Here is a 22,625-nt window from a genome sequence, read left to right as displayed (position 1 = left end):
ACATTCGAAGTAAGCCCCATGCTTTTTGCCGGCACAACCGTGTTGCTATCTCAACCCACACGATGCGAGAGCACGCTGGTGCACGAGTTCGACGCCGATTACCGGATGAGTTGGCATAACCCACCGTCCACACAATACGTGATTGTGCTGGCCGGTGAGCTTGAGATCGCCGTGCACGGCGGCGCTTCGCGGCGTTTCGCCGAAGGCGCAATGTTTATTGCGGCCGACTTGACGGGCACGGGTCATACGACCCACGCGCTCAAGGCAGGGCACGCGGTAGTGATCAACTTGGGAGCATGAGACCATGCAGCTCGATCATTCTCTGGTTGTTGTGACCGGCGGTGCTAGCGGCATTGGTTATGCGAGCGCTGCGCGGTTTGTGCGCGACGGCGCGCGCGTCGTGATTAGCGGACGCGATACGGACAAGCTGCGTGCCGCTGCCGCGCGGCTAGGCGATAACGTGCTACCCGTGCAGGCCGATACCACTCGCCCGGAAGAGATGAAGCAGGTTTATCAGTGCGCAGTCGATCATTTCCAATGTGATGTGACGGCAGTGGTTGCCAATGCGGGTATTTCGCGGCAAACCCCGGTGGGTGATACGTCCTTGGCACAATTCTCGGAAATCCTCAGCATCAATGTTAGCGGCGTGTTTGTGACGGTTCAGGAGGCCTTGCCTTATCTGGCCCGGCCTGCGTCAATCATTCTTGTCGCGTCGCTTGCGGCAGGACAGGGAACAAAGCATTTCTCGGCTTATTGCGCCTCGAAGGCGGCCGTTGTGTCGTTGGCGAAGAGCCTGGCTGCGGAATTGGCCGATCGGCAAATACGTGTCAACAGTATTTCGCCGGGTGTCGTGAAGACGCCGATTTTCGATACGCTGGGAATATCACCGGCACAACTGGCACAATGGTCCAATGTGATTCCGCTAAAACGGCCGGCCGAGCCCAATGAAGTGGCGGCCGCCATTGCTTTTCTCGCATCGGAGGAATCTCGTTACATGACCGGCGCCGATCTCGCGATCGACGGGGGTATGTCTGGCATCAGCCCATTTTGAATGGTAAGGATCTGCCGTAGAAAACTAGGAACTGCGTCTTCCACGATGGACTCGCAAGGGCCGTCGCAAGTGGCTTTGCAAGGTGCGAGGGATATGTTGATCGTTGATCGCCAACAGCAACCAGCTAACCCGAGCACATGTTCTGATGGCGGCATACACGGACTGAAGATTACCGTAGGAATCGAAAAAGCATAGAGATTTGCATCACCCGACGACGCGAAGCCGCGTGAAGTACGCACCTTTCTGGGTGCCATCTTGCGCTTGAGCGCGCGCAGGAGCTGACAACACCCTCCTGGCTGCCAGTGTGCCGCTGTAGGCGTTCTCGCTGAATGTGGTTCCTCGTCGACGTAATCGGGTTGTTATCAACGAAAATGGGCCCGTTCTCATTTAATTTGGTCCCACGGCGACCGATATTCTCAGCTAATGTGGTCCCGCAAACTGTCGATGTAATCAGTCCCGACGATTTATGTTATCGGGCCGATACACCTAGCGTTCGTGGATCAGCTTGACGATCTCGTAGGCGCGCGCGGATTCAACTTGCCTCGTCTCGAAGCCGCTCACTCCCTCGCCCCTAAGGATGCCCTGACCTTGCGCTGACCGTTCCGGCCGCAATTTATTGAGCCCACGGGTGTTAATTGGTTAAGCTCCGCGAGCTTCATGCGCCTCGAAAGAGGCACCGTCACGGGGATTTTCTTGAGCACCACGCCCACCCAATTCAAAACCAGGCCGTCGATTTTCACCGCCATCCTGCTGGCTCTGGTGGTCGCCGCGTTGAATATCGGCTTGTGGTGGTGGAGCAACCGCCCGAAGGGCCCGGAGGACTGGCACGGCCAGATCAACGGCTTTGCGGTCTCCTTCTTCCAGCGCTACCAGAATCCGTTCAAGCAGGATTTTCCCAGCGACGACCAGATCGACAGCGATCTGAAGCTGCTGCGCCAGTACACCGGCCGCATCCGTACCTATTCCACCTTGCTGAATCCGCAGGTTTTTCGCCTAGCCCAGAAGGAGGGCCTGAAGGTGATGGCCGGCGCCGACATCGACACGCGCCTAGACAATAACGAGAAGGAGTTGAATGCGCTGATCGCCCTGGCCAACCGCTATCCGGACACTATCGAGCGGGTGGCGGTAGGCAACGAGGTACTGTTCCGCAACAACATCCCAGTCGAGAAGATGATCACCTACCTCGACCGTGCCCGGGCGCACATCCGCCAACCGGTGACGATTGCCGAGCCGGACTACATCTGGCTGAAGTACCCGGAACTGGCCGAGCACGTGGACTACATCACCATCCACCTGTTTCCGTTCTGGAATGGATTAGACCGCAACAACGCTCTCGGTGCCGCAGAAGGCGCCTACAACAGCATCAAGCAACGCTTTCCCAACAAGCATGTCGTGGTAGGCGAAGTGGGCTGGCCCTCCAACGGCGACCACCGCGAGCGCGCCTATCCGTCAATCTCCAATGAAGCCATCTTCGACCGCCAATGGCTGATCTGGGCCAAGGCCAACAACGTCGACTACTACTTGTTCGAAGCTTTCGACCAACCCTGGAAGGAGGGCCTCGGCGAAGGCCGCACTGGCGCGTACTGGGGCATCTTCAACGCCGATCGCCAGCTCAAGTTCCCGCTCACCGGCCCAGTGGTCGAGGACACCGCCTGGCCGTGGAAGGCGCTGGCCGCCAGCCTGCTGGCGATCATTCCGATGATCTGGTTCGGCATCCGCTTCAGCCGCTTCAAACTCACCGGCCGGCTGTTCTTCGACGTGCTGATCCAGCTCGCCTGCGGCCTGGTCGTGTGGTCAGCCACCCTGCCCTTCAATTTCTACCTGGACTGGATCGACTGGAGCATGCTGGTGCTACTGTTCCCGGCCCAGGTGGCGATTCTGGCGATCCTGTTGATCAATGGTTTCGAGTTCACCGAAGTGCTGTGGCGGCGCAAGTGGATGCGCCATGCCGATCTGCTGCCATCCGATCCGGTCCAGAAGCAGCCATTCGTCTCCATTCACTTGGCTTGCTACAACGAGCCACCGGAGATGGTGATCGTTACGCTCGACTCGCTGGCCGCGCTTGACTACCAGAACTACGAAGTGCTGGTGATCGACAACAACACCAAAGATCCGACGATCTGGAAGCCGGTGCAGGAATACTGCGAAAAGCTGGGCGAACGTTTCCGCTTCTTCCATCTGGAGCCGTGGCCCGGCTTCAAGGCTGGCGCGCTGAACTTCGGCCTGAAGGAAACCAACCCGGAGGCCGACGTGGTAGCGGTGATCGACGCCGACTACGTGGTACGCGAAGACTGGCTGAAGTCGCTTACCGGCTACTTCCACGATCCCAAGGTCGCCGTGGTGCAGTGTCCGCAGGCGCACCGCGATTTCGAGCACAACCGCTTCCGCCGCATGACTGCGTGGGAATACGACGGCTTCTTCCGTATCGGCATGCACCACCGCAATGAGCGCAATGCCATCATCCAGCACGGCACCATGACCATGGTGCGCCGTTCGGCACTGGAAGGCACCGGCGGCTGGTCGGAGTGGACCATTTGCGAAGACGCCGAGCTCGGCCTGCGCCTGATGCACGCCGGCTATGAGCTGGTTTACGTCGACGCGTTGATGGGCAAGGGTCTGACTCCGGCGGACTTCAAAGCCTATAAGAGCCAGCGCTATCGCTGGGCCTTCGGCGCGATGCAAATCCTGAAAGGCCGCTGGGATTGGATGACCCGGAAAGGTCCATTGAGCGCCGGCCAGCGCTTCCACTTCCTCACCGGCTGGTTTAGCTGGTTCGCCGATGCCCTGCATTTGATCTTCACGCTGATGGCGATCTTCTGGACCGCCGGCATGGTGGGCCTGCCGCAGACCTTCAGCCTGCCGATGCAGTTGTTCCTGATCCCGATCATCGGTTTCTTCTTCGCCAAAGCGATTTTCGGCATCGTGCTGTACCGCGCGCGTGTGCCGTGTGGCTGGCACGACACCATCATGGCCTCCATCGCCAGCATGGGCCTCAGCCACGCCATCGCACGTGGCATCCTGCATGGCCTCACGCGCCAGAAGACCTCGTTCGTGGTAACCGCCAAGAGCCGCCGCCTGGGTGGCAGCAATTTCGCCGCCTTCGCGCCGGTGCGCGAGGAAATGCTGATGCTGTGCGCACTCGTGCTATGCATTATCGGCATGGCCCGCAGCACCGCCGCACACTTCACCGAAGGCCAGTTGTGGATATTCATCCTGGCCGCACAGGCGATCCCATATATCTCGGCGTTGGCCGGCGCCTGGATTGCGCACAAGTCGGGTGACAAGGCGGGTTGATGTTCTAAGAGCCTCTCCCCTTTGGGAGGAGAGTTGGGTGAAGGGCCAACCTCGTGCAAACGTACCATCGGGGCGCGCTCCGATGCGGGTTCAGCGCAAGATCGTCCCCTCACCTCAATCCTCTCCCCACAAGGGAGAGGAGGCGAACGCGAAGAGCACATGATTAAAATAAAAAGCGCGCTTAATGCGCCGTCCATCTACGACTCGCTAAGCTGCTCCTTGTGACGCCGAGTCGAGGATGGAACCCTTACGCATGCGCTGGATCCGCCGTTGTCTATGCCTACTCCCGCTGTTATCTGTCTCCGCATTGAGCCATGCGGGCGTACAGCTTGTCGTGGACGGCGTGGATGATCCGCTTAAAGCGGCGGTCACTGCTGGCGTCAGCCTTTCGCAATACGCCAACCGCGATGTGAGCGAAGCCCAGGTGCAGCGGCTTTACGACCGCGCCGACACGCAAGTCAGCGCCGCGCTGCAGCCGTACGGCTACTACGATGCGCATGCCACCGGCAAACTTGAGAAAACCGACAAGGGCTGGCGTGTCACCCTGCATGTCCAACCGGGCAAGCCCGTTATCGTCACGTCAGTGGATGTCAAGCTTGCACCCAATGCCAGCGCATTGAAACCGATCAAGGCGGCACAACGCGGCATCGAAAGACTCAAGGGACATCGTCTGGATGACGAAGCCTACGACACCGCACGCGATGCCCTGAACGGTGCGCTCACCGCCAACGGCTACCTCGATGCGCGACTTACCGTGCATCGCGTCGAGGTCAATCGCGGTGATCACAGCGCCGCCATCCACCTGGCCTGGGAGGTGGGCACTCGTTACCGCTACGGACAAGTCCACTTCGAAGGCTCGCCATTTCACCCAGGCTTTCTCGACCGCTATATGCCGTTCAAGTCCGGCGACTATTTCAGCCAGGATCAATTGCTGAAATTCCAGCAAACCCTGAATGGCGCTGATTACTTCTCGGTCGTCAACGTGATGCCGCAGATCGACACGGCCAGGCATGGCATCGTCGACATCAATGTGCAGCTTGCGCCGGCCAAGCGCACCATCTACACCAGCGGCCTGTTCGTGGGCACCGATACCGGTGTCGGCGTGCGCGGTGGCATCGGCAAACGCTGGGTGAACCCATACGGTCACAAGTGGACCAACGACATCGTGCTGGCACAACGGCTGAAGACGCTTTCCAGCCAGTACACCATTCCCCTGCCCAGCGACAACGAGCGCAGCCTCAACTTCGGTGCCACCTACCGTGACGCCAACACCGTTACCTCGCAATCGCGCACACTGGAACTGGTCGCCAATGAAAGCGAGATCTGGCACAACTGGGTGCGCACCCTGGGTGTGCATGCACTCACCGGCAGCTTCGATGTCGGCAAAACACCGGACGAACCGGAAAGCACGCCTGGCATCGAGCACGGCAGCAGCACCTTGATCTACGCCGAAGGCTCGCTGAGCCGCAAGCAGGCCGACAATCTCGATTTCGTGCGCCGGGGCTGGTCGATCAGTCTCGACGCACGCAGCACCGCCGGCGATTTGCTCTCGTCAGCGCGCTTCAGCGAAATCACCGCCGACGCCAAGTGGATCCGCTCATTCTGGCGCAACAACCGGCTGATCCTGCGCGGCAGCCTCGGTCACGTCTGGACGGACGATTTCGCAGCCCTCCCGCCCCAGCTACGCTTCTTCGCAGGCGGTGACCAGTCCATCCGTGGTTATTCGTTTCAGTCGCTCGGCCCGCAGAACAGCTATGGCCGAGTCATCGGCGGCAACAACCTGATTGTCGCCAGCGCCACGGTAGAGCACTACTTCACGCGGCGCTGGGGTATCGCCACGTTCCTGGATGCGGGCAACGCCTTCGATGGCACCAACGCGCATGCGAGAATAGGCACGGGCCTGGGCGTACGCTGGCGTTCGCCGGTCGGCCTGATCCGCGTCGACGTGGGCACGCCCATCAACGATGCACAACGTCACGGGGTTGAACTGCACCTCGTGATCGGGCCGGATCTGTGAGGCATAGCGTGAATACCATTCCACCGCCCACTCCCCATTCTCGCCGCCGCTGGTTGCGCGTTATCGGACTGGGCGTGCTGATCATCCTCCTGCTGCTCGCAAGCAGTATGGGCTGGCTGCTGTGCACTGGCTCCGGCCTGCGTTTTGCGCTTGCCCAAGCACAAAGCCTTACCCATGGCACATTGCAGGTGCAGCAGGCGCAAGGTCGCCTCATCGGTCCGCTCGATCTGGCCCAGCTTCGCTACAACGACGGCGAAGGCACGGATGTAACGATCACCCAAGCCCATCTGGACTGGCGTCTCTGGCCACTGCTGTACAAACGACTGCACGTGATCGACTTGCGTGTGAACCGTGTCGATGTGGCGTTGCCCAAGTCACAAGAGACCTCATCCTCATCGAGCAGCTTTTCGTTGAAGCCGCCCATCGCGCTAGTACTGGATCAGCTCCACGTGGGGCCGGTAACGATCAAGCAAGACGGTAAATCGCTCTTCGCCTCCGATCAACTCGATCTGGCCGGAAGCTGGACCCACCGCGGCTTCAACGTGAGTCGACTGACCCTGCACGCGCCGGATGGCCATGTCGATCTGGATGGCCAGCTTGGCATCGGACGACGTTATCGTGGCAAAGGCCACGCGCAAATCGTGTGGAAAATCGATAACACCGAATACGCCGGCAGCTTGAACGCGCAAAGCGATGGCCGCAACGCCCAGCTTCAACTCGCCTTGAGCGAACCCATGCTGGCGCAACTCCAGCTAGACCTAGATCAACGCAAGAATGCCTGGACCGCAAAGCTCGACCTACCCGTGTTCGACCCCAAACCACTGATCGGCAGCAGCTCGCTGACGCACCTTGCCGCGAACCTGCAAGGCAGTGGCGATCAGTACGGCGGCTCGATCACCGGCGAGCTTGTCCTCAACGACTACCGCCTTTCCCTGCAGCCACTGCAGGCGAACTTCGACAAGGATTTCAAGACACTCACGCTACAGCACCTGCAACTCACTTCGCCGCAAGTGAAAGGTCTGCTCGATGCATCGGGTACCGTGCAACTGGACGCTCACCCGGTCAGCGCCGATCTCGCCATCGATTGGAAACAAGTGGAGCTGCCCGCCCCACTCGTGGGCCAGGTGCTGCAAAGCCAGGGACATCTCACCGCCAAAGGCAGTGCCGAGCGTTATCACGCCGAAGGTGACGTCAGCGTTGGGCCACCGGACAAGCTCGCCAGGCTGTCGCTGAATCTTGATGGCACACCCGCACAGATCCAATTGCACACGTTGAGCCTGCTGCAACCACAAGGCAACCTCATCGCCAGCGGCTCACTCACCTTGCAGCCCGATCTCGCCTGGCAACTGCAAGCCAATGCCAGCAAATTCGATCCCGGACAACTCTTCGCGGGATGGCAAGGGTTGCTGGACGCGGACCTCGGTACACAAGGCAAGTTGGTCAAGAACAGCCCAGATGTCACGCTGGATCTGCGCAAGCTGGATGGACAATTGCGCCAACGCCCACTGCGCGGCAGCGGCCACTTGCATCTGTCGCCCAACGAAGTGTTGGACGGCACACTGGATCTCGCATCCGCCAGCAGCAGCATCAAACTGCTCGCCCGCCCCGGCAACAGCAACGATGCCGATGTCACGCTGGCCATTGCATCGCTGAATGACTGGCTGCCGGAAGCCGGCGGGCAATTGAACGGCCCATTCCACCTTCGCGGCAAACTGCCGAAGCTCGCCATCAGCGGCAATCTGCAAGGCCAATCGCTAACCTGGCAGGAGCAACGTGTAAAACATCTGCAGTTGCAGGTGGACATCCCCGATATCAGCAATCCGGGCGGAAAACTGGAGCTGGATGCCAGCGGCGCCGACGTAGGTGGCTTGGCGTTCAGGCAGATACGCCTGAATGGACAAGGCACATCAGCACAGCATCAACTGACGCTGGACGCCCAGGGCGATCAACTCTCCACCGCACTGACACTCAGCGGTTCACTGAAGGGCCCGAACTGGAACGGCACGCTCTCTTCGCTGGTGCTGGACCTGCACGACCTGCCACGCTGGCATCTGCAACAAGCCGTACGTCTTGGCTGGAACAACGGCAGCGCCAGCCTTTCCGAGCTGTGCCTCACCGCGGGTGACCCCTTGCTCTGCGTCAGCGGCGATTACGATAAGGCCGGCAACCTCGATGCAAGCTATCAGTTGCACGCCGTACCACTCGCGCTCATGGTGGATGCGGCTGGCAACGCCAACCTGCCTTTCAGCGCGAACGGCCTGCTGGAAGGCAACGGCAAGATTCACCGCAATGCAGCGGGCGTGCTCACTGGCAATGCGTCGGTGACGTCGCAACAAGGTCGCTTCACCTACAACGAACATCCCGATCAACCCGCACTCACCTACACTGATCTTGCCTTGAATGCCACCCTTGCGCCGGGTAATCAGCAGATCAGCTTGCGGGCCGCGCTCAACAACCATGGACGACTGGATGGGCAAGCCAGCATTACTGGTGCACAGGAAGCACTTGCCGGCGAGATTGGCTTGCATCTGGACAACCTGGCCTTCATCAGCCTGTTTACCGACGCACTGGCCAACGTGAGGGGCCGGCTCGATGGCGACTTCAAGCTGGGTGGAATGCTGTCCGAGCCCACGATCACAGGACAAGCGGGCGTCGATGGTTTCGCCGCCGAAGTACCGGATGCCGGCCTGAAGCTCACCGAAGGCAAACTCACACTCAGCGCCGCCGATACCCATCAGTTGCGCATCAGCGGCAGCGTGACATCCGGCAAGGGCACGCTGGCGATCGATGGCGTGGCGGGTCTCGATGCGCAGACGCAAACCCGCATCACGCTGAAAGGCAACAATGTCACCGTCGTCGACATTCCCGCTGCGAAAGTGGCTATTTCACCGGATCTACTCGTGCGTCACGATGCGCAAGGCATCAACGCCGCAGGCTCCGTGCGACTGGACAATGCTGACGTCAATCTGGACAAGTTGCCCGGCAGCGGCGTTAACAAGGCATCTCCGGATATCGTGATCGTGGATCAGCCTCAGCCGTTGGCAAACAGCGGCTCCACGCCCATCACGGCGTCGATCAAGGTCGACCTTGGATCCCGTGCGCACCTGGTCGGCATGGGCCTGGATGGACGGCTGAGCGGCGTACTCACGGTGGATGAACGTCCCGGACGCAGCACCACCGGACAGGGCCAGATCGCGGTCAACGGCACCTACAAGGCCTACGGCCAGAACCTGCGGATCCAGCAGGGTCTGCTGCTGTTTGCCAGCACGCCGATCGACAATCCTGGCCTCAACATCCGCGCACTGCGCAGTCTCACGCCCAACGCCGCCATCGACCAGGGGCAGCAGGTTGGCTTGCAGATCACAGGCACGGCACAGCGTCCCGTGCTGACGGTGTTCTCCAACCCAGTGATGGATCAATCCGATGCGTTGTCCTACCTCGTCACCGGCAAACCACTTTCGCAAGTAAAGGGTGGTGAAGGCAGCATGGTGAATGCGGCGGCGCAGGCATTGGGCTCGGCCACCGGCAACCTGCTTGCCAAGAGCATCGGTAGCAAACTCGGTATTGATGATATCGGCGTATCGAGCAACGACGCGCTGAACGGCAACTCGGCCTTCACAGTGGGCAAGTACCTCTCGCCGAGGCTCTATCTGAGCTATGGCGTGGGCCTGTTCGAACCCGGTCAGGTGATCACGCTGCGCTATCGCCTCAGCAAGCGCTGGAGTTTTGAAGCGCAAAACGCCACCGACTTCAATCGCGCCAGCCTCAATTACCGCATCGAGAAATAATCCGATTATTGGTACATCCTCCCCAGACTGTGCTGAACCTTGAACAGCTCCGCATCGGTGCGAATCCCTAGTTTGCGATAGGCAGCCTGCTTCTGGGTGCTGATAGTGGTTACGCTGCGCGAGAACTTGGTGGCAATCGACGTCACAGCCATGCCATCCAGCACACAACGCAGCACTTCCCACTCGCGGGGCGACAGCGAGACCTGTTCTGCAAGCGTCGCCGTTTCTCCGCGGTCATCATCAGCGGCCACCTTTTTCAACGCCAGATCAAGCTCATACGCGATCACCTTGTCGACATAACGTTGGCGTGCCGCCACCGTCCGTATCGCATCGAGCAATTCATGCATCAGGCTTATCTTCCCTATGAATCCCCGCGCACCGGATCGGATAGTCAATGCCGCAGTGGCCGGATTGCAGTAACCGGATACCACCAGAATCTCAAGCTTGGGGAAGCGCAGGCGCAACATGCGCAGCAGGTTAACACCATCGATTTCCTTCGGACCCAGTGAATAGTCCATCACCAGGACATCCACTTCTTGCGAAGTCAGGACTACAAGCAGTGCGCGGCTGCTTTCAAAGCTGCCGACGACCGAAATATCCGATAACTGTCCAAGCTGTGCGGACAAACCAAACAGCACCACAGGATGGTCGTCGAGCAATGCAACACGAATTCGGCGATCAGTTTCCAGGTTCACGGTATGGCCTTGGTCTCGGAATGTTTCTATTGGCAGCCATTCTGGTGAAGGAAACGAGCCCGGCTTGAAATCTCAACCCAATCTAAAAATTTTACCCATCAGTGCGCCACCGCCGCCTGCTCATCAGTCTGCGCGTGACGCGTGCGCAACAGCACTGCGCCAAGCAAAGCGCCTAGCGCAGCGAAACAAGCACCCACGAGAAACGCCCACTGATAGCCACCGGTAAGCGCGGATGCCTGGTTTCCACCCGTCGCTATCAATACCTGTGTGCGCCAAGAGGCAAGACTGGCCAGAACGGCAAGCCCCAACGAGCCGCCCATCATGAACGCCGTATTCACCACGCCCGAAGCCAACCCCGATTCCGACGGCCCCACGTCGCTCATCGCCGCTAGCAGGACCGGATTGAATGCAACACCTGCACCCACGCCGAGCAACAGCATGCCAGGCAGGATGTCAGTCAGAAAATGTCCGTTTTCCGATGCATGCGAAAACAGCAGCAGACCGCATGCCGCAAACGCCAGGCCCACCGCCAGCGGACGGCGAATGCCAAAGCGCATCACCAACTTGGCGGAGATGCCAAGCGAGAACATCGCCATGATCAGGTTGGCGGGCAGAAACGCCAGCCCTACTTCCATCGGCGAGTACCCCAGCACAAGCTGCATGTACAAGGCCGACAGGAAGAACCAGGCGAACATCGCCGCGGCCCACAGCACGCCCACGATGTTGGATATCACCAGATTGCGCAGCCGAAACAAGCGTAGCGGCATCAACGGCGTCCGCACATGCGTTTCAGTCCACAGGAAGATCATGAGTAGCACGACCGCGACAGCAAGCTGACCCAACGTGCGTGACGACAACCAGCCAACCTGATTGCCGTTGACAATGGCATAGACCGCCAGCATCAGTGCCGCGGTCACCGTCACGGCGCCCCATACATCCAAATGCCGCGAGGTTGCCGTGCCCGGCGCCGCCGGCAGCAAGCGCAAGGAAGCCACCACCACAGCAAGCCCAATCGGCAGGTTCACCAGGAACACCCAGTGCCAACTCAAGCTGCTGGTCAGTACACCACCCAGCATTGCGCCGAGACTGCCGCCGCCGGCGCACACAAAACCGTAAACGCCCATGGCCTTGGCACGTCCGACAGCGTCGGTGAACAAATCCATGATCAGAGACAGTGCCGTCGCCGTCACCACCGCACCACCCAGGCCCTGCACACTGCGCGCCACCACCAGTGCGGCTTGTGTGCTGGAAAAACCACAGGCCAACGATGCCAGTGTAAAGACGCCGAGGCCGATCAGATACAGCCGACGATGTCCGTAAAGATCACCCAATCGTCCACCCAGTAATAGAAAACCGCCGTAGGTAAGCATGTAAGCATTCACGACCCAGGCCAACGACGTATCGCCGAACTTCAGATCGGTCTTGATCGAGGGGAGCGCCACGTTAACGATGGTGGTGTCCAGCACGACCATCAGCTCCCCCATGCACAGCACGATAAGCGCCAGCCAACGGCGGTCCGGATGCATAAAAACATGCGAAGAATGGGCTGCGGATACGGTGGCCATGTCTGCTCCTATGAAGATGGTCTCGGGACGTGTCCACCGCCTATGGACACGTCGAACGCATGTCCCCGGAATCGACGGCCCTGAGTGATGCCCGAGTGATGCCTAGACCAAGAGTCATGCTCGCAAGCCGCTCATGGCAAACTATCGTGAAAGACTTAGTCTCCCACAAAGGTGTTTGCCATGCAGAGATTTCGATGGATTTTTACCGCCGCGGTACTGAGTGGCGTCACCCGTTTGATGGCTGCGCCGGCAGCAATGGAAGGCGCATCAGTCGCCAAGGTCAGCAACACGGATATCGGCATCGATCTCAAGGGCATCGATCACAGCGTGTTGCCGGGCAACAATTTTTTCGACTATGCCAACGGCAACTGGCTGAAGACCGCGCAGATTCCCGCCGATCGTGCCAGCACCGGCACCTTTCTGCTGGTATATCAACTGGCCGAGAAGCATACCGCCGAACTGATCCGCAGCATCGCCAGCAGCCACGCTGCCGCCGGCTCCAATGAACGTAAGATTGCCGACTTCTACACGGCCTACATGGACGAAGCCCGCATCGAGAAACATGGCCTTACCCCGCTGACATCGCAGTTCGACCCGATCGATGCGATCAAGACGCGCGACGATCTCGCCAGCGTGCTCGGCAGCCAGCAGCGTGCGGACGTCGACCCGATCAACGCGACCCACTTCCACACGGAAAACCTGTTCGGCCTGTTCGTGACGCAGGGGCTGGAAGATCCTTCGCACACCATGGCGTATCTGATGCAGGGCGGCATCGCGATGCCCAGTCGCGACTATTACCTGTCGCAAGACAAGGACATGGTTGCGGCGCGCGCCAAATACCAGACGTATGTCACCTCGCTGCTGAAGCTTGCCGGCACGCCCGACGCCGAAACGCAGGCCAAGGCTATCATCGCGCTGGAAACCAAGATTGCGCGGGCACAGGCCACCTTGATCGACAGTCAGGATCCGCACAAAGCTAATAACGTGTGGAGCATGGGCGACTTCGCTCAAAAAGCACCGGGCCTCAACTGGACGGCTTACTTCAAAGCCGCCGGCCTGGAGGATCAGAAGCAGATCGATGTGTGGCAGCCCTCGGCCACCAGCGGTATCGCGTCACTGGTCGCGAGCGAACCGCTGGAAACCTGGAAGCTGTTGCTGCGCTATCACGCGCTGGACCAGGCCGCACCGCTGCTGCCCAAGGCTTATGCGGACCTGAACTTCGACTTCTACGGCACCACCCTACAGGGCACACCCAAGCAGCAGGATCGCTGGAAGCGTGCGGTTGCCGCTACCAATACTGATCTCGGCGATGCTGTCGGCCAAATCTATGTGAAGCATTACTTCCCTGCTTCGTCCAAAACGAAAATGGAAGAAATGGTGAAGAACATCATTGCCGCCTTCGCCGCCCGCGTCGATACGCTGGCATGGATGACACCGGCTACGCGCGCCAAGGCCAAGGAAAAACTCCAAACCCTGCGCGTCGGCGTGGGCTATCCGGAAACCTGGCGCAGCTACAGTGCGCTGGAAATCCGCGCGGATGATCCGCTCGGCAATCACCAGCGTGCCGTTGCATTGGAATACCAGCATCAACTTGCCAAACTGCACCAGCCGGTGGATCGCGGCGAGTGGTGGATGACGCCGCAAACCGTGAATGCGGTGAACCTGCCACTGCAGAACGCGCTCAACTTCCCCGCCGCCATCCTGCAACCGCCGTTCTTCGATCCGAACGCGGATGCCGCCGCGAACTACGGCGCGATCGGGGCCATCATCGGTCATGAGATCAGCCATAGCTTCGACAATACCGGCGCCGATTTCGATGCACGGGGCAAGATGGAAAACTGGTGGACGCCGCAAGACGCCGCGCACTTCCGGGAAGCCACGCAAAAATTGGTCAAGCAATTCGACCTATACGAAGCACTGCCGGGCTTGCACGTCAATGGCCAACAGACGCTGGGCGAAAACATCGCCGATGTTTCCGGCCTCACGGTAGCCTTCGCGGCCTACCACAAGTCACTGGATGGCAAGCCGGCGCCAGTGATCGATGGCCTGACTGGCGATCAACGTTTCTTCCTTGCCTTCGGCCAGGCTTGGCGCTCGAAGATCCGTGACGCAGCGTTGCGCCAACGCCTCGCCACTGACGTGCATGCGCCAGCCAACTTCCGTGCGCTGACGGTGCGCAATATCGATGGCTGGTATGCGCCATTCAACGTAAAGCCGGGGGAGAAGCTTTACCTGGCGCCGGATGATCGAGTGAAGATCTGGTAATCGGTTGCAAGCAAAAGGGCCGCATGACGCGGCTCTTTTTCATGATGGGTTATGTAGCACCCCTACCCCAGCGGATTCACCGCATAGAACGCGCCATACTGACATTTCCCTGCCACCCTGCAGGCAGCTCAGCGAGTGAGTGTCAGGCGATGCCCATACCGGCGATACCGGATATCTGGCTTTCATCGAAACCGATCATGCCGGCAAAGCGGCGACCACGTTCGGCGTAGTCATGGAACTGATCGAAACTCGGTGCCCCGGGTGAAAGCAAGACCGTGCCGCCTTCGGGTGTAACGATACGTGCCATCTCTATCGCATCCGCCAGCGTGTCGACGTCGCCCAGCGGCACTGCCGACTTTGACGCTCGCAGTGCAACGGCGATACGCGGCCCATTGGCACCTTGCGTAATGATGCGCAAGGCCGTGCGCGATGTAACCGCGTCGACAAAATGCGCCCAATCCAGACCGCGATCGTGGCCGCCCACGATCACCGTCACTTCGCGGCCATGCAGGCTTTCCAGCGCGGCAAGCGTCGCCTCCGGCGTGGTGCTGATGGAATCGTTGAACCACTGCAAGCCATCATGCTCGCCCAGCGGTTGCAGGCGATGCGGAAGCGGACGGAAACTTGCCAATGCCGATGCGGCGGCCACGGCGTCGTAGCCCATGGTTTCTAATGCAGCCAATGCGGCACATGCATTCAAAGCATTGTGCACACCCGGCACGACAAGGCGATCCAGCGCAAACACGTCGGATGCGCCGCGACGAATAAAACCGTCCGCCACATGCCAGCCTTCCGGCTGACCGAACAACAGGCGATGCGCGTGATGCGCCGTCTTTTCCAGCAGTGACGCCTGCTCGCCATGGACCAGCAACCGATGCGCCGCCTCGACCAGCTTGAGCTTGTCGGCTACATAGCGCTCGCGCGAACCATGCCAGTCGAGATGTTCCTCGTAGAGGCTGGTGATGACACCCAGCTCCAGCGGACCGGCTTCGCCGGTCTGGAAGCTGGACAACTCGATCGCCCACAGCTCGGCTTGCTGGTCGAGCAATTCGAGCAAGGGCAAACCGATATTCCCTGCCAAGGCGGTGCGCACGCCAAGCGCACGCGCAAGATGGGCAAGCAGTGCCGCGGTGGTGCTTTTGCCCTTGGTGCCGGTCACCGCAACCACGCGTGCTTGTGGACTCTCTGCAAACCACAGCGCCGTGCCGGATGTGAAACGGGTACCTTGCGCCTGCGCGATCACGACAGCGGGCTTGTAGGCGGAAATACCCGGCGACTTGATGACGATGTCATACGCGCTCAGCGCAACGGCATCCGGCTCATGCGGATAGACACGCAATGTCGTATCGAAGGCTTGCGCTTCCGATGCTTCCGTTGCGCTGCAATACAGCGCCAGCGACAGATCCGGCAAGCGCTTGCGCACTGCGTGTATGGCCGCGCGCCCTTCCCTACCGAAACCCCAGATCGCGACGCGCTGGCCGGCGAGCTCCGCTATGCGCATGTCAACCGATCGCCGCCAGCGCCGCCTTCAGGCGGGTGGGTACACGATGTTCACCGAATGCTTGCATCCACGGCTCTAGTGCGAGCTGGGCCGCATCGAGCTGCGGTAGGATTTCATGGCGAAAGCGTGCCACCAGGGCATCTTCCTGCCATTCTGGCCGCTGGCTCAACGCATACATCGCGGCACGTGCTTCAGCGCCTTCGCCAACGCATTCGAACGGCTTGTGATCGTGGTATTCCAGCAATGCATCGAAACCTGCGGCCTGCGTTTCGTCATCCAGCAGATTGCGGCCGAAGATGCCGAGCAATCGCGGCTTGGGCAGGAACGGCGCCAGCGCGAGAAATACGAAATGACACTTCGGACACTGGCCGCACCAGCGATCCGCCGGCTTCGGTCCGAGAATCTTGAAGTTGCGGTTGCAACTCGAAAACACGTCGAAATACGGTGCAAGCCTGGCAAAGGCGCGCGTGATCGCCAACTCCGAATGGGAACGCAGCAGCGAGCAATAATCCAGATCAGCCGCGACGTGCGTATGCAGCCAATCGCTGAACATCTGCTCGAAAGCGTAACCCTTGCTCCATTGGTGATTCACCTGTTGGCCATCGTATTCGAGCGTGGCGGCCGAGGCGGAGCGCTCGTTGGCGAAAGCGATGCTGTCATAGCCATAGAGAATGGCGGCAACGGCAAGAATGGCCGAGTTCACGGCAGTGACCGGGATATGGCCGTTCCATGCGCCAAGCCGGTTGAGTTCGAACAAACCCGGCGCGAGTTCGCGCTGGATGTTGAGCGTGGGCAAGCCGGTGCGTTCCGCGCAAGCGGCAATCAGCGGGGAATTACCTACCCATACCGCAGTGGCTTCGCCACCCGTCTGCTTGATGGCTTCCGCCGCAACCAGCGAATCCTTGCCGCCACCGATCGGCACCAGGGTGCGCCTGGGTAGATGCAGTGTCGCAGCTTCCACTTTTCCGGAGGGTTCCCCGGAACGCGGAAATACAAGGCGCCCACGCAAGTCCAGGCCATTGCGATAGGCGAACTCGGCCAGACCGTGTAGATACAGATCATCGAGCAGGTTGGCGGTGGCGTCGTCGAGCGGACCTTCGGCCACTTCGATTTTCGGCGGCACGCCGGCTTTGTAGTAGCTGACGCCAGCGAACAAGTGCAGCAGTTTCAATGCTGCGTCGAAGGCGTGTTTGCGCGCGGCAGGCATGTCCGGCGCGTTGGGGAAGCTTATGCGTTCGATCAGCTCCTCACCCTGGTCGAACGCATACACCAGTTCGGCCACACCGTTGGCGTAGCTGCAACGCACGAAGCGGAAGAGCTGGGTGAGGCGGGGTTGGATCGGGTGAGTCACGCAATTACTCCGGTTGTATAACTGACTGCTCGCGAGGCCTGCCCCTCACCCCGACCCTTCCCCAGAGGAGAGAGGAGGGTGGGTGAGTGTGTGGCGAGGTTGTCAAGTCTCGCTACGTGCTTGGCTCCCTCTCCCCTCCGGGGAGAGGGTTGGGGTGAGGGGCTGCACTTGCGAGAGCGCCAAGAATCACCTCAAGCACTGCTTCTGTATTTTTCAAGACATCATCATTCCAAAAGCGCAATACACGATAGCCCATCGCTTTCAGCCTGCGCGTTCGCTCCTGATCCTTCTCTACTTGCTCGGCATGCTGCCCGCCGTCCAACTCCACAACCAGCTGCGCATCTGCACAGACGAAATCGACGATATAGCGGTCGATTTCATGCTGCCTGCGAAATTTCTGTTCTGAGAACAGCCGATTGCGCAAGTGACGCCAAAGCAGCCGCTCCGCATCCGTCATGTTTTGCCGCAACGCCTGTGCGCGGATGACGTTCATGCGTTTCATGTCTGAGTTCCTTTCTACGTCGCGCGAGGTTGGCCCCTCACCCCAACCCGCTCCCCGGAGGGGAGAGGGAGTAAAAGCGGGCCTTACTCAAGGATGATCTCTTCCGCCTCATCCCGCAGATTGTACGGCGAGGACATCACCTTGCCGTAGGCACCTGCCTGGGCGATCAGCATCACGTCGCCCTCCTTCGCTTCCGGCAGGCGACGGTCGGAACCGATGACGTCACCGCTTTCGCAGATGGGGCCAACCACCTGGTACAACGTGGTGGCAGGCTCGTCGAGGCGAGTGAGATTCACGATCTCGTGCCAGGCATCGTAGAGCGCGGGGCGGATCAGACTGTTCATACCGGTATCCACACCAAGGTAGCGCCAGGAACCCTTGCCCTTCTGCTGGGTGACGCGGGTGATCAGCACGCCAGCATCGGCGACTAGGTAACGACCTGGCTCCATCCACAACGGGTAGTGCGGATAGGCCGATTTGACCTTGCGCAGCACCTCGTCCAGCGCATCGATATCCAGCCGCGCCTCGCCAGGATGCGAGGGCACGCCAAGACCGCCGCCGATATCAAGGAAAGCCACGCTGCCGATGCGCTCGGCCAGGCTGGCGAGCTGGTTATAGACCTCGCCCCAATGCTTGGCATCGAGAATGCCGGAGCCGAGATGCGCGTGCAGGCCTCGCACCATTACGCCATGTGCATCGGCAAGCCGCAGGAACGCATCGATCTGGTCGACGGGCAACCCGAATTTGCTGCCGCTGCCACCCGTGCGCACCTTTTCGTGATGACCCAGACCACGGCCCAGATCGACACGCAGCACGATCTCGCATCCGCGAAAAACATCGCCCCAGTGTTCCAGCGGATAAAGCGAATCAAGCGACACCATCGCACGCGTGCTTAACGCCCAGGCGTAATCCTCGCGCGGTGCGAAGTTCGGCGTGAACAACAACGGCGCCGATGTCGGCACGACGGCCATCACCGCTTTCAATTCACCTGGCGACACGCATTCGAAGCCGAAACCTTCTTCGGCCAACGCTTGCAGGATGGCCGGATGCGTATTCGCCTTGACCGCGTAATGCATCCGATCCACTGCCGTAATCGATTTCAGCTCACGTGCCTGTTCGCGCACAGTCGGCAGATGGTAGACATAGCGTGGCGTGGCTTGCGCACCTAGCGCGAGCAACTGATCGCGACACTGCGTACGCCACCAAGCATCGCCAACGGTCAAGGTTTCACCACTGCCGTACAGCGTTTGCCAGCTCGGGCCGAACAAGGCGCTGTCGTCGGTACGCAAAGCACCGGCGGCGATCAGCATTTCATGCAGGCGCGGTATCAGTTCGTCGACGACACTCTCATCCACCACGAAGGTGAGATTGAGGTTGTTGGACGACTGCGAGATCAGGTGCACGCGCAACTGGCCGAACTCCGCCAACACGCCGGACAAGGTATGCAGCATGGAACGCATGCCACGGCCGACCAGCGTGATGGCCGCACACGGCGCGATCACCTTTACCCGGCATACCTTGGACAGATCGCTGGCCAAGGCAGCGACGGCATCGGAATCGAGCAGATTTTCGGTAGGATCGAGCGACACCGTCACGTTGGTTTCGGCCGAACCGATCAAATCCACCGACAGGCCATGCTGCTTGAAGTGCGCAAATACGTCGGCCAGAAAGCCAACCTGTTGCCACATCCCCACCGATTCCATCGATACTAGCGTCAGGCCCTTACGCGCGCTGATGGCTTTGACGCTGGGTGCGTGTTCGCGCACTTCCGGACCAATCACCGTGCCTTCTAGCTCGGGCCGGTTGGTGTCCTTGATCAGCATCGGTACGCGTGGTTCGCGCAGCGACGATAGGCAGCGCGGATGCAACACTTTCGCGCCGGTGGAAGCGATTTCCTGTGCTTCCTCGTAATCCAGTTTCTGCAACAGACGCGCACCCTGAACCTGGCGCGGATTGGCGGTGAACATGCCGGCCACGTCGGTCCAGATTTCCACGCGCTGCGCTTTCAGAAGAGCACCGAAATACGAGGCGGACGTATCGGAGCCGCCACGGCCAAGCAGCACGGTACGACCCTGCGATTCACGTGCAATGAAGCCTTGCGTGATGAATACCTCGCCGAGTTTTGCCAGACGCGCATTCAAGGCCGGATCGGGCTTGGCTTCGACCATCGCGGAAAGCAGCTTGGTGCGCTCGTTCTGATTAGGTAATGCCACCGCGCCAAGGCAGTCGCGCGCATCCACCCACTGCGTGAGCAACCCACTGTGACTGAGGAAAGCCGCACCGAGCGCGCTGGACATCAGTTCGCCGTGCGCCTGCACTAGCGCAGACCACGCCAGTTCGCCCAACACGGCCGGACCCTCTTCGGCCAGCTTGCCCAACTCACGCAAGCGCTCGGCCAGCGTTTCCGGCACGGTGATCTGCATGTGATCGAGCAGGTCGTAGTGACGCTGCGCGATCGCTTTTGCAGCCTCGATACGTTTGCCTTTGTCTTCCTGCGCGCACATTTGTTTGAGTGCGTCGGTGATGCCGGTGAGCGCGGACACAACAACCAGCACGCGTGCGCCTTCGGCGCGACGGCTGGCAACGAGCTCACGGATGTTCTGCCAGCGCGGCAGAGTGGCGACACTGGTGCCGCCAAACTTCATCACGATCCAGGGTGCACCGGAGGTAAGCGGCGCGGGGGCATGGGAGGTCACGGTTTCTCTGTCAGGGTTGATGGGGAATGAAAGCTTTGAGTGTTGCGCTGCGTCAGGAGGAATGCAATTGACGAATTGGGATATCGGGGTGGCGGAATGATGGCGGCTGCGTACCCCCCTCTCCCCTCTGGGGAGAGGGCTGGGGTGAGGGGTGGGGCTTGCGGAAGACCCCAAACAATACGTACCAGCCTTGCTCTTCAAATCTTGCCTGGCCCATGCGTTGCGCGAAATTGGCCCCTCACCTCAATCCTCTCCCCAGAGGGGAGAGGAGGCGAACGCGAATCTTGCCCGGTCCATGCGTTGCGCGAGGTTGGCCCCTCACCTCAATCCTCTCCCCGGAGGGGAGAGGAGGCGAACGTGGCGCGCCATGCGCGCTACGTCACTCAATTGAAACGGGAATCTTGCCAATTTTGGCCTGCCACTCCCGCGGCCCGGTCTTGTGCACCGACGTGCCCGCCGAATCCACCGCCACGGTCACCGGCATGTCCTTGACTTCGAATTCGTAGATCGCCTCCATACCCAGATCCTCGAACGCCAGCACACGGCTGGCCTTGATGGCCTTGGACACCAGGTACGCCGCGCCGCCCACCGCCATCAGATAGACCGACTGGTGCTTCTTGATGGCCTCGATCGCGGCCGGGCCGCGCTCGGCCTTGCCGACCATGCCCAGCAGGCCGGTCTGCGCCAGCACTTGTTCGGTGAACTTGTCCATGCGGGTGGCGGTGGTGGGGCCGGCCGGGCCAACCACTTCGTCGCGCACCGGGTCGACCGGGCCGACGTAGTAGATGAAGCGACCGTTGAAATCGACCGGTAGTTTCTCGCCCTTGTTGAGCATGTCGACCATGCGTTTGTGCGCGGCGTCGCGGCCGGTGAGAAGCTTGCCGTTGAGCAGCAGCACTTCGCCGGGCTTCCAGCTTGCGACGTCTTCACGCGTGACGGTGTCGAGATTCACGCGGCGGCCCTTGGAGGCATCGTAGGTGAGTGTCGGCCAGTCTTCCAACGATGGCGGGTCCAGCGCGACCGGGCCGGAGCCATCCAGCGTGAAGTGCGCGTGGCGCGTGGCGGCGCAGTTCGGGATCATCGCCACTGGCAGGTTCGCAGCGTGGGTCGGGTAATCCTTGATCTTCACGTCCAGCACGGTGGTAAGGCCACCCAAACCCTGTGCACCGATACCCAGCGCGTTGACCTTGTCGTACAGCTCCAGACGTAATTCCTCGGCGCGATTGCTCGGTCCGCGGGTGATCAGGTCCTGGATGTCGATCGGTTCCATCAGCGCTTCTTTCGCCAGCAGCATCGCCTTCTCGGCGGTGCCACCCATACCGATGCCCAGCATGCCGGGCGGGCACCAACCAGCGCCCATGGTCGGCACGGTCTTGAGCACCCAGTCGACGATGGAGTCGGACGGATTGAGCATCACGAACTTGGACTTGGCCTCGGAGCCGCCGCCCTTGGCCGCCACGATCACGTCGACGGTATCGCCCGGCACGATGGAGATATGGATCACCGCCGGGGTGTTGTCCCTCGTGTTGCTGCGATTGCCGGCCGGATCGGCCAGCACGCTGGCACGCAGCTTGTTGTCCGGATCGTTATAGGCACGGCGCACGCCTTCGTTGACCATATCTTCCAGCGACATCGTCGCGTCCCAGCGCACGTTCATGCCCACCTTCAGGAACACAGTGACGATACCCGTGTCCTGGCACAGCGGACGGTGGCCTTCGGCGGCCATGCGCGAGTTGATCAGGATCTGCGCCATCGCGTCCTTGGCGGCGGGCGATTCCTCGCGCTCGTACGCCTTGGCCAGGTTGGTGATGTAGTCGACCGGGTGGTAGTAGCTGATGTACTGGAGGGCGTCGGCGACGGACTGGATCAGATCGTCTTGCTTGATGGTGGTCATGGCGGC

13 protein-coding genes are annotated in these 22,625 nt (G+C 60.4%); 6 read left to right on the top strand and 7 right to left on the bottom strand.

From position 1 onward, the window contains the following. Positions 1–78 precede the first annotated feature (78 nt). From EO087_RS16510 to EO087_RS15620, 5 genes are all read left to right on the top strand, one after another. Positions 79–300: a hypothetical protein gene (locus tag EO087_RS16510; protein ID WP_205744389.1), complete on the top strand. Its 222-nt coding sequence runs from the start codon at positions 79–81 to the stop codon at positions 298–300. A 4-nt stretch (positions 301–304) separates the two neighbouring features. After that, positions 305–1,051: an SDR family NAD(P)-dependent oxidoreductase gene (locus EO087_RS15635; protein WP_128899669.1), complete on the top strand. Its 747-nt coding sequence runs from the start codon at positions 305–307 to the stop codon at positions 1,049–1,051. Between the two features lie 657 nt (positions 1,052–1,708). Continuing rightward, positions 1,709–4,345 carry a glycosyltransferase gene (locus tag EO087_RS15630; protein ID WP_128899668.1) on the top strand — a complete coding sequence of 879 codons (2,637 nt, stop codon included), beginning with the start codon at positions 1,709–1,711 and terminating at the stop codon, positions 4,343–4,345. Positions 4,346–4,598: 253 nt separating this feature from the next. Continuing rightward, positions 4,599–6,362 carry an autotransporter assembly complex family protein gene (locus tag EO087_RS15625; RefSeq protein ID WP_128899992.1) on the top strand — a complete coding sequence of 588 codons (1,764 nt, stop codon included), beginning with the start codon at positions 4,599–4,601 and terminating at the stop codon, positions 6,360–6,362. Positions 6,363–6,370: 8 nt separating this feature from the next. After that, positions 6,371–10,150 (top strand): translocation/assembly module TamB domain-containing protein, encoded by a 3,780-nt coding sequence (locus EO087_RS15620; protein WP_240669079.1) that lies wholly within the window; start codon positions 6,371–6,373, stop codon positions 10,148–10,150. 5 nt (positions 10,151–10,155) lie between these two features. On the opposite strand, the gene EO087_RS15615 is transcribed toward EO087_RS15620, so the two are convergent. Then, positions 10,156–10,845, bottom strand: coding sequence for a response regulator transcription factor (locus tag EO087_RS15615; protein ID WP_205744388.1), 690 nt, complete (start codon positions 10,843–10,845; stop codon positions 10,156–10,158). 98 nt (positions 10,846–10,943) lie between these two features. Beyond that, a complete protein-coding gene (locus EO087_RS15610) occupies positions 10,944–12,410 on the bottom strand; it encodes a DHA2 family efflux MFS transporter permease subunit (RefSeq protein WP_240669078.1) in 1,467 nt (488 codons plus the stop codon). 180 nt (positions 12,411–12,590) lie between these two features. Here EO087_RS15610 and EO087_RS15605 point away from each other — a divergent pair, with 180 nt between their 5' ends. After that, a complete protein-coding gene (locus EO087_RS15605; protein WP_128899667.1) occupies positions 12,591–14,675 on the top strand; it encodes a M13 family metallopeptidase in 2,085 nt (694 codons plus the stop codon). A gap of 142 nt (positions 14,676–14,817) precedes the next feature. Here EO087_RS15605 and murD read toward each other — a convergent pair whose 3' ends face one another. From murD to EO087_RS15580, 5 genes are all read right to left on the bottom strand, one after another. Next, positions 14,818–16,176: a UDP-N-acetylmuramoyl-L-alanine--D-glutamate ligase gene (gene murD / locus EO087_RS15600; protein ID WP_128899666.1), complete on the bottom strand. Its 1,359-nt coding sequence runs from the start codon at positions 16,174–16,176 to the stop codon at positions 14,818–14,820. Between the two features lies 1 nt (position 16,177). Further along, entirely contained in the window at positions 16,178–17,527 is a 1,350-nt protein-coding gene (gene murL / locus EO087_RS15595; protein ID WP_128899665.1) for a UDP-N-acetyl-alpha-D-muramoyl-L-alanyl-L-glutamate epimerase, read from the bottom strand. 112 nt (positions 17,528–17,639) lie between these two features. After that, positions 17,640–18,029, bottom strand: coding sequence for an endonuclease domain-containing protein (locus EO087_RS15590; protein WP_128899664.1), 390 nt, complete (start codon positions 18,027–18,029; stop codon positions 17,640–17,642). An 83-nt stretch (positions 18,030–18,112) separates the two neighbouring features. Further along, a complete protein-coding gene (locus EO087_RS15585) occupies positions 18,113–20,674 on the bottom strand; it encodes a bifunctional aspartate kinase/diaminopimelate decarboxylase (RefSeq protein ID WP_240669217.1) in 2,562 nt (853 codons plus the stop codon). A 430-nt stretch (positions 20,675–21,104) separates the two neighbouring features. After that, positions 21,105–22,619: a fumarate hydratase gene (locus EO087_RS15580; RefSeq protein WP_128899662.1), complete on the bottom strand. Its 1,515-nt coding sequence runs from the start codon at positions 22,617–22,619 to the stop codon at positions 21,105–21,107. Positions 22,620–22,625: the final 6 nt, after the last annotated feature.

Source organism: Dyella sp. M7H15-1 (genome assembly GCF_004114615.1).
In the GTDB taxonomy this organism is placed as follows: Bacteria; Pseudomonadota; Gammaproteobacteria; order Xanthomonadales; family Rhodanobacteraceae; genus Dyella_B.
The sequence above is the reverse complement of the archived record's forward strand: the minus strand, read 5'-3'. Positions and strand labels throughout refer to the sequence as shown.